The sequence below is a fragment of the Cryobacterium sp. Y50 genome (genome assembly GCF_002929805.1).
GTDB lineage: Bacteria > Actinomycetota > Actinomycetes > Actinomycetales > Microbacteriaceae > Cryobacterium.
This window is the reverse complement of sequence record NZ_PJJM01000105.1, coordinates 236844-251944: the sequence shown is the minus strand read 5'-3', so window position 1 is coordinate 251944 and position 15101 is coordinate 236844. Positions and strand designations below refer to the sequence as shown.

At 65.4% G+C, this 15101-nt stretch carries 15 protein-coding genes; 6 read left to right on the top strand and 9 right to left on the bottom strand.

The window, feature by feature from the left end; genetic code table 11:
• Positions 1 to 337: 337 nt before the first annotated feature.
• Both CXY73_RS21255 and CXY73_RS21250 read left to right on the top strand, forming a co-directional pair.
• Positions 338 to 1588, top strand: coding sequence for a low temperature requirement protein A (locus tag CXY73_RS21255; RefSeq protein ID WP_158254181.1), 1251 nt, complete (start codon positions 338 to 340; stop codon positions 1586 to 1588).
• Positions 1589 to 1764: 176 nt separating this feature from the next.
• On the top strand, positions 1765 to 2142 hold the full coding sequence (locus tag CXY73_RS21250) for an ATP-dependent DNA ligase (protein ID WP_233198517.1): 378 nt from the start codon (positions 1765 to 1767) through the stop codon (positions 2140 to 2142).
• 31 nt (positions 2143 to 2173) lie between these two features.
• Here the strand turns inward: CXY73_RS21250 and CXY73_RS21245 are convergent, their stop codons facing one another.
• From CXY73_RS21245 to CXY73_RS21215, 7 genes are all read right to left on the bottom strand, one after another.
• Positions 2174 to 3079, bottom strand: a complete 906-nt coding sequence (locus CXY73_RS21245; protein ID WP_104178813.1) for a tetratricopeptide repeat protein — start codon at positions 3077 to 3079, stop codon at positions 2174 to 2176.
• The gene (locus CXY73_RS21240) at positions 3080 to 3868 is read right to left on the bottom strand and encodes an O-antigen ligase (RefSeq protein WP_104178812.1); all 789 of its coding nucleotides are present in this window, start codon (positions 3866 to 3868) and stop codon (positions 3080 to 3082) included.
• Between the two features lie 6 nt (positions 3869 to 3874).
• Entirely contained in the window at positions 3875 to 4093 is a 219-nt protein-coding gene (locus tag CXY73_RS21235) for a hypothetical protein (RefSeq protein ID WP_146071839.1), read from the bottom strand.
• A gap of 58 nt (positions 4094 to 4151) precedes the next feature.
• Positions 4152 to 4658, bottom strand: a complete 507-nt coding sequence (locus CXY73_RS22170; protein ID WP_158254180.1) for a hypothetical protein — start codon at positions 4656 to 4658, stop codon at positions 4152 to 4154.
• Between the two features lie 568 nt (positions 4659 to 5226).
• Positions 5227 to 7284 carry a phenylacetic acid degradation bifunctional protein PaaZ gene (gene paaZ, locus CXY73_RS21225; protein ID WP_104178826.1) on the bottom strand — a complete coding sequence of 686 codons (2058 nt, stop codon included), beginning with the start codon at positions 7282 to 7284 and terminating at the stop codon, positions 5227 to 5229.
• Between the two features lie 50 nt (positions 7285 to 7334).
• Positions 7335 to 8228: a 3-hydroxyacyl-CoA dehydrogenase family protein gene (locus tag CXY73_RS21220; RefSeq protein ID WP_104178809.1), complete on the bottom strand. Its 894-nt coding sequence runs from the start codon at positions 8226 to 8228 to the stop codon at positions 7335 to 7337.
• 46 nt (positions 8229 to 8274) lie between these two features.
• Positions 8275 to 9459 carry a thiolase family protein gene (locus tag CXY73_RS21215; protein ID WP_104135849.1) on the bottom strand — a complete coding sequence of 395 codons (1185 nt, stop codon included), beginning with the start codon at positions 9457 to 9459 and terminating at the stop codon, positions 8275 to 8277.
• A 152-nt stretch (positions 9460 to 9611) separates the two neighbouring features.
• Between CXY73_RS21215 and CXY73_RS21210 the strand changes: the two genes are divergently transcribed.
• Positions 9612 to 9902, top strand: a complete 291-nt coding sequence (locus tag CXY73_RS21210) for a hypothetical protein (RefSeq protein WP_104178808.1) — start codon at positions 9612 to 9614, stop codon at positions 9900 to 9902.
• Between the two features lie 512 nt (positions 9903 to 10414).
• Here the strand turns inward: CXY73_RS21210 and CXY73_RS21205 are convergent.
• Positions 10415 to 12361 (bottom strand): DEAD/DEAH box helicase, encoded by a 1947-nt coding sequence (locus tag CXY73_RS21205; RefSeq protein WP_104178807.1) that lies wholly within the window; start codon positions 12359 to 12361, stop codon positions 10415 to 10417.
• Between the two features lie 260 nt (positions 12362 to 12621).
• On the opposite strand from CXY73_RS21205, the gene CXY73_RS21200 reads away from it, so the two are divergent.
• Positions 12622 to 13083 carry a GNAT family N-acetyltransferase gene (locus CXY73_RS21200; RefSeq protein WP_104178825.1) on the top strand — a complete coding sequence of 154 codons (462 nt, stop codon included), beginning with the start codon at positions 12622 to 12624 and terminating at the stop codon, positions 13081 to 13083.
• A 1-nt stretch (position 13084) separates the two neighbouring features.
• Here CXY73_RS21200 and CXY73_RS21195 read toward each other — a convergent pair whose 3' ends face one another.
• A complete protein-coding gene (locus CXY73_RS21195; RefSeq protein WP_158254179.1) occupies positions 13085 to 14161 on the bottom strand; it encodes a GTP-binding protein in 1077 nt (358 codons plus the stop codon).
• Between the two features lie 49 nt (positions 14162 to 14210).
• Here CXY73_RS21195 and ykgO point away from each other — a divergent pair, with 49 nt between their 5' ends.
• Positions 14211 to 14333 (top strand): type B 50S ribosomal protein L36, encoded by a 123-nt coding sequence (ykgO, locus tag CXY73_RS21190; RefSeq protein WP_104135854.1) that lies wholly within the window; start codon positions 14211 to 14213, stop codon positions 14331 to 14333.
• A 202-nt stretch (positions 14334 to 14535) separates the two neighbouring features.
• Positions 14536 to 15099, top strand: a complete 564-nt coding sequence (locus CXY73_RS21185) for an alpha/beta hydrolase (protein ID WP_146071838.1) — start codon at positions 14536 to 14538, stop codon at positions 15097 to 15099.
• The last annotated feature ends 2 nt before the right edge of the window (positions 15100 to 15101 follow it).

Sequence of the window (15101 nt, the reverse complement as noted above, 5' to 3'; positions counted from 1 at the left end):
AAAACGCCCCCCACCCGGGCGTGTCGCCAAACCAAAACCACCCCCCAACCAACCACAAAACCAGGACCGCAAACCACCCCACGCCGGTCCGATGGCCATCTCGACAAGCTCGATCAACGAAATGGGATGCTCCGCACACGGACCCGCGTTCGCCGGGCCACCGCGCCCACGGGGCCCGCTTTATGAACGTGCGCCCAATTTCTAGACTGGGCCCAGGCACCGGGCCCGGTGCAGAAGTGAGGAACGGGGCCCGGCATACGGGAACGCTGAAAGGAGGGCCGATGCATAGGGCGGAATTAAGACTGCGGATGTCGGGGGCTTGCGGGAGACTGGGGACGTGAGCCGATCATCGAAGACGACGCAGCAGCATCCGCTTGAACATCGCGCCTGGATTCTGCGGCTCGGGTTTCGTCGAAGCCTGCTGCGGCCGGAGGATACCGAGCGCAGCGAGCGCGTTACCTACATCGAGTTGTTTTTCGACCTCATCTTCGTGTTCGCGCTGACTCAACTTTCACGCTATCTGTATGCCAACCAGTCATGGGTCGGTGCACTGGAGTCGATCATTCTCGTGCTCGCTCTGTGGTGGCTGTGGGTGTACACGACCTGGGTGACCAACTGGCTCGATCCGGCCCGGCTTCCAGTGCGCGGTGTCGTCATCGGTCTCTCCCTCGTGGGCCTCGTGATCAGTACCTCGATCTACGATTCCTTCGGCGATCAGGGGCTGATCTTCGCCATTGCGTACGTGGCCTTGCAACTCGGACGCTCGGTGTTCATGGTGCTGGCCCTCGCCCGGCACGATCCGGCCCTGCACGCGACGTTTTTGCGCATTCTGCTCTGGCTGTCGGTAGCCGGCGTTTTTTGGATCGTCGGGGCGCTGCTGCCGCTGGCCTTTCGCCTCCCGGCCTGGCTCATCGCCCTTGCCATCGAGTACGGCTCCGCGAGCCTTGGGTTTCGCGTTCCCGGGTTGAAAGCACCCGGTGTCGACGACTGGGATGTCTCCGGCCCGCATCTTGCCGAGCGCAGCGCCCTATTCGTGATCATCGCGATCGGCGAGTCCTTTCTGGTGACCGGGTTTGCATTTGTCGACCAGGAGGCATCCACTTCGGGGATTGCCGGACTGTTTCTCGCCTTTGTGAACGGCGTGGCCATGTGGTGGCTCTATTTCGATCACGGGGAGCGCGCCGGGATCAAGGCGATCGCCGCGTCGAACGAGCCGGGCCGCATCGCTCGACTCGCCTATACCTACGTGCACGCAATCATCATTGCCGGAATCGTACTGACTTCGGTCGCGGATAAATCGGTGCTCGAGCATCCGGAGGACGCCATGACGCTTCCGGTGGCCGTCACCCTGGTCGGTGGGCCCCTGTTCTACCTCGTCGGACTGCTGCTGTTTCGCTGGATCGTCGCGCGCACCCTACTCGTGTCGCACATCGTCGGAATCGCCGTGCTCGCCGTAGCAGGTACGGCCGCCGCGCTCGTGACTCCGCTCGGACTTGGCGCTGCAACCTCGGTCATTCTCGTTGCCGTGGCGGCCTGGGAGACGATCGCGCGCGTTCGCGCCGGCACCACAGACGACGATGCCGGCTGAGCGGAGGCCGGGCCCACCTTAAGGCCGCAAGCCCAGCTTGTAACCTGAGCCCGCAGTCCGAGCCCGGGTTCCGAACCCGAAGAGGGGGGCAAGTCGGGTCGCTGGACTCTAGTACTGTCGTGGCGCAGACGAAATATAAAACAAACAGCGTTGCTGAACTCGATTGGAAGGCGCTCATGGGCTCTCTTACATATGACCGCGTCGTCGTGGAGATCGATGACCGCACCCTCGCGCACCTGCAACTCGTGATCATTCAGAAGCTTCGCCGCGGCGAGTGTTTTCTGCTGTCCTGGCGGGATTCCGCCGAGGTCGGGTCTGGCCGTAGTTCGATCTGGCTTAATCCCGCTATTCCGCTCTACTTCAAGTTCGCAGGCGGTCGGGCGGCCACGCTGAACCGCCAGTGGATCGAAGACCTCAGCCGTTCTGCCAACAGCGCCCAAGGACTCGTCATCGTGAGCGAAGATGCCTCCTTGCCCGCCACCACTTTCGCAGCGCGGCCGAAGACGACAATTGACGCGCGAACGACCGCCCACACCGATACGGTTCTGGCATAATCCCACGGTTTGAAGGTGCGCGCCCAAGCGCTCACTCATGCAGCAGAATCTCCTCGAAGTGCAGTGCCACCTCGTTCGTCGGATCGAGGGCGAGGGCGCGCTTGACCTCACGCAGTGCACCGTCTGTGTCGCCGTTCGTATAGAGCGCGATCGCGTTTTGGACGGCGATGGTGGGGTCAGTCGGGGCAAGTTTTACGAGCGCGTCGAGGGTTTTTACGGCACCAGTCGCATTGCCGTCGGCAAACTGTCCGACCGCGAGCGCACGTTCGGTCGTCGTGGTGTGGGGAAGTGCTGCTCGCGAGCGCTCAGCCCAGTAGACGGCCAAGGTCGCGGCTCCAGGGACACGAGCATCTGCCGCAGCGGCGAACGACTGGGCGGCGATGCCCGCGAGGTCCGCGTCCCACGGGCGGATGGCATACGCCGCGTCAAAAGCACTTTCGGCGGCCTGAATGTCACCGCGCGCCGCATGCGAGACGTCCAAAGCCAGAGGCATCTCCGCGCTAACCAGAATGACTAGCCAGATTGACCAGACGCCAAGAAGAACCGTTCGTGCAGCCGTGGCGGCCAACCGTGGCGAACCGGACCGCAGTCGAACCCGGAGCCCACCAACCGGCGCCCTGGTCACGAGGGCTCCCAGCAGAAGAGCGGCCACGATGGTCGTTGAAGGCGCGGTGAAGTGTGTCAGCAAAGCGACGCCGAATCCGCCGAGCGCTGCAAACGCACCGGCGAGAACGTCGCTGCGGGCGACATCCGCTGAGACCAGACCGCCGGTCGAGCGCCGTGCAGCGGCCGATAGCGGTTCGGGAACGCCCAATCGTCGCCACGAGCTCAGGCCGACCACTGCGGCAGTGACGAGAAGGCCGACAACGACAACGAGGAGCGGTATTCCCCCCGCCAGAAGTACCTGGATGACCCAGTTGTGCGGGGAGTCCAGCACTCAATTACTTGTGGAGTTGCGGGAATTGGCGTTGAGGAACCCACTCACGCCGACCCCGAGCGGACGCTCCGCCAGTACATCGGCGGCGTCACTCCAGAAAATGAATCGGCCTTCGAGAGATTGGGTCGAGAGCGGGCTCGCACCGAGCAGGCGACTACGGGTGAAGGGCACGGTCAGCGCGCCGCCGATAAGAACCATTCCCGCGAGGGCGGTGAGTCCGACGAGGTGCAGTCTCCGCCGGCTCGTTGACGGCACGATTTCGAGAACCATCAGGATGCCGAGCACCGTTACGGCCGCGAGCAACCCCGCCCGAGATGCGCTCACGATGACGGTCGCCGCCGCGAACAGCAAAGCAGTGCTCAGCCAGGCTCGCTCTGCGAACGCTTTTCTCGGCTCGGCCCATGCCCGCAGCACGGGGAGTATGAGCATCGCGCAGAAAATGGCACCGAGCACGCCCTGGTCAGTGGCGTTTCCGGTGAGGGACCCCGGTCGAGCCAGGTCGGTTGCGATGGGTCGGGCTCCGACCGCTTCGAGCAGCGAGACCAAACCGAGGGCGACGGCCGCCGTGGCGATGGCCCGCACCAGCGTGCGCAGGCTAGCGGCTGGAGCTGCGGGGCCGAGCAATCGTGCGCCGACCCACACCGCACCGAAATAGACCGGAAGCGTGACGAGACCCTCATAGCGCGGCCAGCGACCCCAGAGCTGCACACCGGGAGCCGCCGAAATCAGAACGCTGAGCAGTGCAACGGCGAGGGCAGCGGATGCCGCAGCTACAAACCAGCGCGGCAACCGTCCTCACGCAACCGCCACGGAGGCCAGAACGACGGCAATGGCCGCGAGTGCATCTTTCGGTAAAAACCAGCGCACGAAAGCGTCGGGCAAAAAGAAGATCGAGGAGGCGACGAGCAGCCACAGCCCTACCGTTGCCGCACGGCGCCGCCCTGGCGGAATCGGGGCTGGTCGGGGTGCTACGCGCTGCGGCATCCGCGTGGCGGAGGCCGTTCTCGACATCACGAAGCGGCCCTCGACGTGCATGTCGTCGAAGGCCGCTGGTTAGTGCAGGTACGTGGTGCTATTTCAGCGCCGAGGCGGTACGACGACGCGAAGTGACGGTCAACGCCAGGCCACCGAGCACCATGAGGGCCAGTGCGAGCCAGCCCGAGGAGATGTCAGCGCCGGTCGAGGCTAAGACCGCTGTCGTAGTGACGACCAGTGCGGCGGAGGTGTACGAGACACCCGCTTCGTCAACGAGGACTACGTGGTGGGTGCCGGTTGCAAGCCCTGCTGGCATGGCAAAGCTGCCGCTGATGCGACCCTGGACGTCGGCGGTGAGGGTTCCGAGCAGCACGGGGGTCGAGTGCATCCAGATATCGACGACCTCAAAAGGCGCGAAGCCTTCGCCGGTGACGGGAATGCTGGCTCCGACGACGAGGGTTACCGCCGGCGTGGTGACGCGGTCGCTCTTGGCTCCGACCACCGAGGCGGTTGTTGCCGCTGCGGTCTCTGCGAGTGGAGTGTGGTCGGTGTCGGGGCGGTGCTCGGCGTCGGTACGGGCGTCGGCTCCGTCAGATTTATTCATGGGGAGAGAACCCCAGAGTGAATCGGCTTCAACGTTGTCGACACCCAATTTGTACGTGCCAGCAGGGAGCTGCGCCTTGGTAAACGCCCCGCTCGCGTCTATCGGGGCGACAATGGGGTATGACTCGAAGCTTCCGTCCTGAGTCAAGGAATAAAGCCAAACTGACGATCCAATCGCGAGCGGAGCTGAAACACCATCTGCTCCAACGACGACTCCGCTGATGGAGGCGGTCCACGGATCGTCTTCGACGATCGCGGTGGCCGGGGCGGCCGACAACGCCTCGAAGGTTCAAACGGCCGCGACCGCGAGAGCGACCGCGAAGCTGCGCTCTCGGATACGGGTGAAGAAGTTCCCCATGATGACCTTTGGTCTGGTGCCAGCGTTCGGGCATGCATACCTGCATGCCCGAACGCGCGGAGCGAAGCCCCCAGGTGCAGCTTATGTGGCGCAACGTTCGACGACAGTCGAATTCAACCCTCCCCGATCACCCCAGTTCGAGGAGCTGGAACCCAGCAGATTATTCGTGATCGCACATGAAATGCGTGCCCGCTTTCAAATCTGTCGCGACTTAGTGCTTGGCTACGAGGGTGAGCACGTCGTAGGACGCGACCAGTTCGTCGTTCTGGTTGGTCAGCACGGCGTCCCAGCGCACCTCGCCGTACTCGTCGGTCTCGCGCGGGGTGATCTGCTTCGCGGTGAGGGCGACGCGAATGCTGTCGCCGGGCGAGACCGGTGTGACAAAGCGCAGGTTTTCGAGGCCGGAGTTCGCGAGTACTGGTCCGGGCGCCGGATCGACGAACAGGCCTGCGGCCCAGGAGACGAGCAGGTAGCCGTGGGCCACCCGGCCCGGGAAAAACGGGTTGGCCGCAGCGGCCGCTTCGTCCATGTGGGCGTAGAAGGTGTCGCCGGTGAATTGGGCGAAGGTTTCGATGTCCTCGAGGGTCACCGTGCGCGAGTCCGACACGATCTGATCGCCGATCACGAGCTCGGCCAGGCTCTTTCTGAACGGATGCGTCGAGCCGGCTCGCGCAATCGCGCCCTGGTGCCAGATTCCGGTGATGGCCGTGAGCATCTCGGGCGACCCCTGGATGGCGGTGCGCTGCATATGATGCAGCACCGCACGGATGCCGCCGAGCTCTTCGCCACCTCCAGCCCGGCCGGGGCCGCCGTGCACGAGCTGGGGGACCGGCGAACCGTGCCCGGTCGAGGTGCGGGCGTCGTCGCGGTCGAGCAGGAGGACCCGGCCGTTGAAGGCGGAGATTCCGGTCATGAGAGCGACGGCAACCTCGGGATCGTGCGTTGCGATGCTGGTCACGAGCGATCCGCCACCCCGGCGTACGAGGGCGATGGCCTCGTCGAGGGTGTCATAGCCGAGCACGCTCGAGACCGGACCGAAGGCTTCGACCTCGTGCACGGCGACAACGGAGGCGTCGTCAAAGCGCAGCAGCAGCGGCTCGACGAAAGCGCCATCGGGAGCGGGCGCGGTAGTGCCGTCCGCGTGCAGAACGGCGGGGGCATCCGTTGTGCCGACGACGAGCTTGCCGCCGGCGGCCTGCAGGCGAGCCACTTGTTTGAGCACTTCGAGGCGCTGGGCGGCCCCGGCGAGCGGGCCCATGGTGACGCCCTGGGCGCGCGGATCGCCGAGCACGATGCGCTCGCTGATGCGCGCCTGCACGGCCGCGACGACGTCATCCATGGCCGCACGCGGCACGATAACGCGACGGATGGCGGTGCACTTCTGGCCAGCCTTGACGGTCATCTCGGTGACGACCTGCTTGACGAAGGCGTCGAATTCGGGAGTTCCGGTGGCGGCATCCGTTCCGAGAACGGATGCATTGATCGAGTCGGTCTCGTTGGTGAAGCGCACTCCCCCGGTCTGCACTGAGTCGCTCGCCCGCAGCTTTTCGGCGGTCGACGCGGATCCAGTGAAGGCGACGAGGTCACCGAGGCGCAAGTCATCGAACAGGGTCGGCACGCTGCCGGAGACGAGCTGCAGCGAACCCTCCGGCAGCAGGCCGGAGTCGGTGAGGATGCGCACGAACGCCTCGGCGAGGTAGCCGGAGGGGGTCGCAGGCTTCACGAGTGTGGGCACGCCGGCCAGGAACGCCGGCGCGAACTTCTCGAGGGCTCCCCAGACCGGAAAGTTGAAGGCGTTGATCTGCACGGCGACGCCGGGCAGGCGTGAGTAGATGTGGCGGGCGATGAAGGAGCCGTCTTTGGAGAGCAACTCGACCGGTCCGTCGACGTAGACGCGCGCGTTGGGCAGTTCACGGCGGCCCTTGGAGGAGTAGCTGAACAGCACGCCGATGCCACCGTCGATGTCGACCCAGGAGTCGACCTTGGTGGCGCCGGTACGGCTGGACAGGGCGTAGAGCTCCTGCTTGTGTTCGGTCAGCAGCAGCGCCATCTGCTTGAGCAGCACGGCTCGCTGGTGAAAGGTGAGTTCGCCGAGAGACTTCTGGCCGACAGTGCGCGCATGCTCGAGGGCAGCGGCCAGGTCGAGGCCGTGGGTGCTAACGCGGGTGACGACCTCGCCGGTCGAGGCGTCACAGACCTCGGTACCGGTCGGGGCGTCGGTCGGGGTCCACCAGGCGCCCTGAACGTAGCTGGGCAGTATGGTCGTCATGCGTTCTCCTTGATGGTCAGTGCGGGGCGCGGTGTCGGTGCGGGCGGGCATCAGGCTTCGTCCCAGCGGTAGAAGCCCTGGCCGGACTTGCGGCCGAGCTTGCCCTCGGCCACGAGTTTGCGTAGCAACGCCGGCGGCTCGAAACGGGCGCCGAGCTGTTCGTGCAGGTATTCGGCGATGCCGAGCCGCACGTCGAGCCCGACCAGGTCAGTCAGTTTCAACGGTCCGACCGGATGCTTATAGCCAAGCATCATGGCGGCGTCGATATCCGAGGCGCTCGCGACTCCCTCTTCGAGCATGCGGATGGCCTCGAGCCCGAGGGCCACTCCGAGCCGGGAGGAGGCGAATCCTGGTGCATCGCTGACGGTGATCGGAGTCTTGCCGAGGGCGGAGACCCAGCTTTGGGCATCCGCTACCAATTCAGCCGAGGTCGCGCTGCCGGTGACCAGTTCGACCAGGTTCGAGGCGGGAACCGGGTTGAAGAAGTGCAGGCCGAGAAAGCGGGCCGGACGCTTCAGCTCGTAGGCGAGGTCGTCGATCGAGATCGATGAGGTGTTGCTGGCGAGCGCGGCACCATCGGGAAGCTCTGCTTCGACCTTTTGCAGGGCATCGACCTTGAGCGCGCGCACCTCGGGAACGGCCTCCACCACGAGTTCCCGGTCGCTGAACAGGCCGAAATCGGCGCCGACGGCGAGGCGGGCCTCGAGTTCGGGGCGGGTTTCGCCGGTGGCACCGCGGGTGATGCTGGCGTCGACGGCGCGCAGCACTCGCTCACGCGCGGCATCCGCTTCGGTGTCGTTGCGTTCAACCAGTGCCACGTGAGCACCGGCCAGCAGGAAGGCGTGGGCAATGCCGGCGCCCATCCGCCCGCCCCCGAGCACGCCGACCCGGTCGGGCACGCCGGATTCGCCGCGATCACCGAGTTCCAGTTCAGAAACAGACATCAGCTATCCTCCACAGTGACGATTACGACGGCCGTGGCTTTCGACATTAGACCCGCTCCAGAATGAGGGCCGAGCCCTGGCCGACGCCGATGCACATCGTGGCGAGACCGTGTTGGACATTTTCACGTTCCATGCGTGCCAGCAGGGTCACGACCAGGCGCGATCCGCTCGATCCAAGCGGATGCCCGAGCGCGATCGCCCCGCCATCCCGGTTGACGATCTCCTCGTCGAGGCCGAGGCGACGGATGCAGGCGATGGACTGGGTGGCGAAGGCTTCGTTGAGCTCGATCGCCCCGAGGTCAGCGATGTCGAGGCCGCTGCGCTCGAGGGCACGCTGGGTGGCGACGACCGGGCCGAGGCCCATGATCTCGGGGGCCAGGCCGACGCTCGCACCGACCACGACGCGGGCGCGCGGCGTCAGGCCATACTTTTTCACGGCCTCACCGCTCGCCACCAGAATGGCCGAGGAGCCGTCGTTGAGCGAGCTCGCGTTGCCGGCCGTGACGACGGAGCCGCCGGCAACGATGGGGCGCAGGGCGGCGAGGCCCTCGAGGGTTGTGTCCCGGCGCAGGCCCTCATCGACGAGCACCTCACCCTTTTTGGTGCGAACACCGACAATTTCATCAACAAAGTGGCCAGCATCGATGGCGGCAGCGGCGCGCTGATGGCTGCGAAGAGCGAAGGCATCCGCTTCTACGCGGGTGATGCCGTCGAGCCGGGCGACCTCCTCGGCCGTCTCCGACATGGAGAAGGTGGCCTTGTCGCGGGCGGCGAGTTTGGGGTTCACGAAACGCCAGCCGATGGAGGTGTCGAACTGGGCGCCGGGCTTGGCCCAGGGGCGCTCGGGCTTGGCCTGCACCCAGGGTGCGCGGGTCATCGATTCGACACCGCCGGCGATCATCAGGTCGGCGTCGCCGGCGCGGATTGCCTGGGCCGCCATCGTGATGGCGGACATTCCGGAGGCGCAGAGCCGGTTGACGGTGATGCCCGGAACGTGGTCGGGCAGACCGGCGAGCAGACCCGCCATGCGGGCGACGTTGCGATTGTCTTCGCCGGCCTGGGTGGCGGCACCGAAGATGATCTCCTCGATCAGGCCAGGGTCGATACCGGCGCGGCGCACGGCCTCGCCCACGACGAGCGCAGCGAGGTCGTCGGGGCGAACCGTGGCCAACGCTCCGCCGTAGCGGCCTACGGGGGTGCGTGCTCCTCCAACGAGGTAGGCCTCGGCCATATTCTCTCCTGACGACGGTGTCTGCGTGTGGCTGTGGGAACGATCGGTAACTTACCGACCGTTCGGAAAGTAATTGTGGCAGATGCCTGCCTGCGAGGCAACCCCAAACGGGACACGACGGCCCCGTTGGAAGGCTCAGAAGCTATGGACGGGTGTCGGCAGGGAGTCATAATCGAGAGCAGTATCGCGAGGTCAAGGTCGACCGCATAGAGAGCATCAACTTCGCCGACTACGACCTGTGCCTCTGCGACGAAATGCGGGTTCCGGCGAAAAGCAGCACCTATCTAATGCTGCGCAACCTGAGCTTTGACATCGTGCAGCAGCGTCAGCTGCTTGCGAGCAACGGCGACTCCGACTGCGCGCTGGCCGAATCCACCGTGGCCACCGGCGTGTACCCAATGCCCGTTTCACCATTCTGCGCCCACCGTTGGAGACTCCCATGACCACGACCATCATCGGTGCGCGCCCGAGCGTCGGGTCGAGGTCTGCAATCTGGAATCCCGAGTGAAGCGGTGCCATATCGGATTTCCGATGCACCGGTACCAGTTCACAGAGGACCATCCCCCATGGCCAATCAGCCCGGACCGCTGGCGGGTGCGCGCGCAGGCAGCGGATGCCGCGGATGCGCTCGACAAAGACCGCCAGCGAAGCGGGGGCGAAGCGGGGGCGAAGCGGGGGCGAAGCGGGGGCGAAGCGGGGGCGAAGCGGGGGCGAAGCGGGACGAGCCAGCCGAGTCAGCCGAGTCACTCGTCACTCACCGGCATTACATCGAGCGGTATCGCACGATGGCGCAGTGGCGTGACTGCCCGATCATCGATACCTCGCAGACCACCGTGCCGGAGTCGACCGAGCAAGCGCTCGACGAGGCCCGCCGGCTGCCGGCGCTGAGCGAGTAATAAAAAAAAGGGGTACCCGCCGACCGGCGGGTACCCCTTTTTATTGCGTCGAGCGGATGCTAGATGTTGGCGAGTTCGCGCACTGCCGCGTCACCAGGGGTGGCGGAGGTGTAGCTCGCGTCGATCTCGGCACGGTCGAGCAGCTCGTCCATGCGGCGCTTGCGCTGCTTGGGAATAAGCGTGACGACGGTTCCGGTCTTGCCCGCGCGGCCGGTGCGGCCCGCACGGTGCAGGTACGTCTTGTACTCATCGGGGGCGTCGGCCTGGATGACCAGGTCGATGTCGTCGACGTGGATTCCGCGAGCAGCAACATCCGTTGCGACGAGCACGTTGACTCGGCCACTCGTGAGCATCTGCAGGTTGCGGGTACGACGGGCCTGGTTGAGGTCACCGTGCAGACTGGTGGCCTTGACTCCGGCATCTTCGAGCTGGTCGGCGAGCTGCTCAGCATAGGCCCGGGTGCGGCTGAAGATGAGCGTCTTGCCCTCACGGTTGACGAGCTCTTCGATGATGCGGCTCTTGTCACGGTGCTCGATGACGAGCACGCGGTGGTCGATCGTGGAGGACGCCTGGTCTTCGCCGGCGACCTCGTGCACGGCCGGGTTGGTCAAAAATTCCTTGACCAGCGAGGCAACGCCCTTGTCCAGGGTGGCCGAGAAAAGCAGCTTCTGGCCGCCGGTCTTGGTCTGGCGCAGGATGCGCTGCACGGGCTCGAGAAATCCGAGGTCGCACATGTAGTCGGCCTCGTCGAGCACGGTGATGACAACTTCGCTCAGGTCAAGGCGACCCTGGTCGATGAGGTCTTCGATACGTCCAGCCGTACCGACGATGATGTCGACGCCGCGCTGGAGGGCGCTGACCTGACGGTACTGGGGAACGCCGCCGTAGATCTGGGTGGTGAAAAGGCCGACGCTGCGGGCAATGGGCTGCACGGTGCGGTCAATCTGCAGCGCGAGCTCTCGGGTCGGGGCCAGGATGAGCGCGCGCGGCTTACGGGCGTGCTTGCGGTCCTTGGCGCCGTTGTTCTCCATCAGCTTCTCGACCAGCGGAGCGGCGAAGGCGATGGTCTTGCCGGATCCGGTCTTGCCCCGGCCGAGCACATCGCGACCGGCGAGAACGTCGGGAATGGTCGCGGCCTGGATCGGGAACGGGGCCGGAGCGCCGAGGTTGGCGAGCTCGCGAACGATGTTCTCGCCGAGGCCGAGGTCGCCGAAGGTTACGCCGACAACGTCGGACGCGGTCGTTGCAATGGCCTCGAGACGCTCGAGGACGACGTCTTCGCCGCCGGCGAAGGTGGGCTTGACACCGTCTTCGCTGCGCTTCGGGTAGAACTTGCTGTCGCCGTCGCTGGGACGGTCGTTTCCGAAATCGCGACGGGGCGGGCGGTCATCGTTGGAGCGGCGCGGGGCGCGGTCTCCGTAGGAGGGACGTTCGGTACGAGCCGGGCGGTCGTTATTGTAGGCCGGACGGTCCGTGCGCGGAGCACGGTCACCATACGAAGGACGCTCGGTACGAGCCGGGCGGTCGTTATTGTAGGCCGGACGGTCCGTGCGCGGAGCACGGTCACCATACGACGGACGCTCGGCACGAGGAGCACTGTTGCGGTCACCATAGGACGGACGATCGTTGTTGTAGGCCGGACGGTCCGTGCGCGGACGGTCGTTATTGTAGGCCGGACGGTCCGTGCGCGGACGGTCGTTATTGTAGGCCGGGCGCTCGTTGCGCTCAGAGTTGGTGCGGCCGCCGTTTTCCGGGCGAACGGAACGCGAGCCGTAGGCCGGACGCTCGCTCGAGGGACGCTCGTTCGAGCGCGCGGCACGCTCGTCTGCGTTCCAGCGCTGCTTCTTGGGGGCACCCTCGTCAGCGCGGTATCCGCGGTGTCCGGGGCTCTTGCTGCCGGCGTTGTTGGAACCGCCGTGGCCCGATCCGCCCTTGGAGGCGTACTTGGGATCGAAGTTCTTACCGCCACGACCGACGGTGGAGTTGTGCGAATTGCCTTGAGGCATAAAAATATCTCTGGGTTGTGTTCAGTACATGGCAGAACAACATCGCACACGCGACGTAACTGAGAACCCGAGCAATCTGTGGTCGGGGCCGTTCACATACAGTGATTTTTCACCAGCGGATTACTGGGAAACCGGCCCAACTTGACTTACAAACCCATCCGCGCACAGCGCGGTGTCAAGAGCCGACCTATCAACGCTACCCGATGCATCCTGAAAAGTCACGCGGATAAGTGCACATTGCCTCGCTCTATTCTGAGAACATGACCATTTCGATCAGTATCGAGCCGCCACGTCAGGCCGACGTTGAGGCGCTGTTGGCCGCCGGCACCGTCTTCGCGCACTCCCTCTACCCCGAGGAGAACAGCTTTCTGCTCAGTACCGACGAACTCGAGCGTCCCGGCGTCGCCGTCTACGTGGCCCGGAACGAAGACGGCGCAGCGTGCGGCATGGCCGCCCTGGTTCCACTTGGCTCCGGTCCGACGGCCGAGCTAAAGCGACTGTTCGTTTACGACGAGGCTCGGGGGCGCGGCCTAGCCAGCCGCCTGCTCGACCGCATCGAAGCGGATGCCGCTGGCCGCGGCATCCGCTCTCTCGCGCTGGAAACCGGCCCACTGCAACACGCGGCGATGGCGCTGTACCGTGGCCGCGGCTACGAACAGATCGAGTTGTTCGGTCAGTATGTCGGCGAAGAGTTCAGCATCTGCTTCGCCAAGAGCCTGTAATTCAGGCGGCGCTTTCGAGCACCCAGGCGGGGAACGGGTCGGCCAGGGTGTTCCAGAACATGGGTCCGGCGAGAAATTCAGCGTCGGTGAGCAGGCAGGCATCGAGGTTGGCGCTGAGTAGACGGGCGTTGAGGTCACGTCCGAAGAAGGCGATCTCCTGGCCTAGCGGTGAATCCGGGTCATGGCTCTGCATGCCGGTCGGTTCGAAGGTGATCGTGGGGCCGGCACTGCTCCACGAGCCGACCGTCGACGGCCGAGTGGCGAGGCGAAACAGGCCACGGGAACGCAGGATCTCACCCGACTCCTCGGCGCGGTCACGAAAGAATTCGGCCAGGCGCAGCGGATGGAACGGGCGCACGTCACGGTAGACGACACAGATCAGCCCCTGCGGACTGCGTGAGAGCAGGGCGTCACCGTTGAGCTGGCGTACCCAGCCGGGACTGCGTTGCAGCCAGGCGAACATGTCCCGGCGTGACACCGGCCAACCCTCGGCACTGCCGCGGCCGTGTTCGGCAAACACGACGTGACTGGCCGGGTTGAGCAGGCGCACGAAGTCCCGAATATCGGCAGCGTCGCGGGCGTGCACGAGGTCGGTCTTATTGATCACGACGATGCTGGCCCACTCGACCTGCTCGATCAATACGTCGCCGACGGTGCGGTCGGGATCGTCGTGGGTATCGGAGAAGTTGACGTAGTGTTCTTCCGGGACCGGCGCGAGGGCTTCGCTGCGCAGGTCGGCCCAGAATCGCTCGGCATCGAGCACGGTAATGAGGTCACCGAGCCGCACCGCATGCCCATTCGCCAGCCGCTCCGGCGAGTCGCCGGTCTCAACGAGGGAACTGGCAATTTCCAGCGGGCCCACCGCGGTTGGCGCTTCGACGAAGACATCAATGGCGCACGCCTCCCCCCGGCCGGCCGGCACCGCGTCGGCAACCTCGGTGAGCACCGTGCGCAGGGCATCGGACACGGAGGTGGTCAGGGCGAATGGCTGCCGCCCGAGCGTCAGGGCCACCGAGGATTTACCGGCGCCGACCAGGCCGCTCACAACATTCACCCGAAGATACGTTTCTGTCTGCATGCCTGTTAGTCTAATTGACATTTGTTCTCAATAAGCAATGGAGAAATAGATGAAGGTACGCAATTCCCTCAAGGCGCTCAAGAAGGTTCCGGGATCGCAAATCGTGCGGCGCCGCGGTCGAACCTTTGTGATCAACAAGCTCGACCCCCGCGCGAAGGCCCGCCAGGGCTAGCCCGTCGCAGTACCTGCAAGCGGAACCGGGCTCGTGGCACTTGTTGTCGATGGGGGCACCCCTACGGACGAGTGCCCGCATCCTTATCGAGTGCCGCGAGGCTCCGGAGACCGCGTGCGGGCGGGCACCGTGGCGGCGATTCGGCGGGCGAAGCGGATGCGCCTAGTCTCATATCGGCCAGCAACAACCCGGGGGAAATACAGTGGTACCTGTACGACGCCTGCATCTGTCCCGCAGCACGGCCGCGCTCGCCGTCGAGTGGATGCGCGACCCGGGCAATGCGGAAAAGTACGGCATCGACCCCAATCGCATCGGCGCGTTCGGCGGCTCGGCCGGCGGCAATCTAGTCGCCCTGCTCGGCACGAGCGGTACGGGGGCGCTCACCACGGGCTCACGCGTGGCGGCCGTCGCCGAGCTGTCTGGCCCGGTCGATCTGCGCGCCTCCGGGCTCGTCAACGCCGGGGACGGACTCACGCGCATCACCTGCGAGTATCTCGGCTGCGACAACATCAACCGCTGCGCGCAGTCCATCGACGCATCGGCGTCGAGCCGACTCGACCGCAGCGACCCTCCGGTGTTCATCGGCACGTCCTCGGACGAATTCATTCCCGTAAGCCAGTCGAGGGACTTCGCCGCGCAACTGGACCGCGCGGGCATTCGCGCTGAACTCGTGGTCGTGCCCGGATTCCTGCACTCCATCGGCATCCTCGATGAGGGCATGCGCGCCCGGGTCGCGGCATTTCTGCACGCGGAACTGGGCCGGTAGGC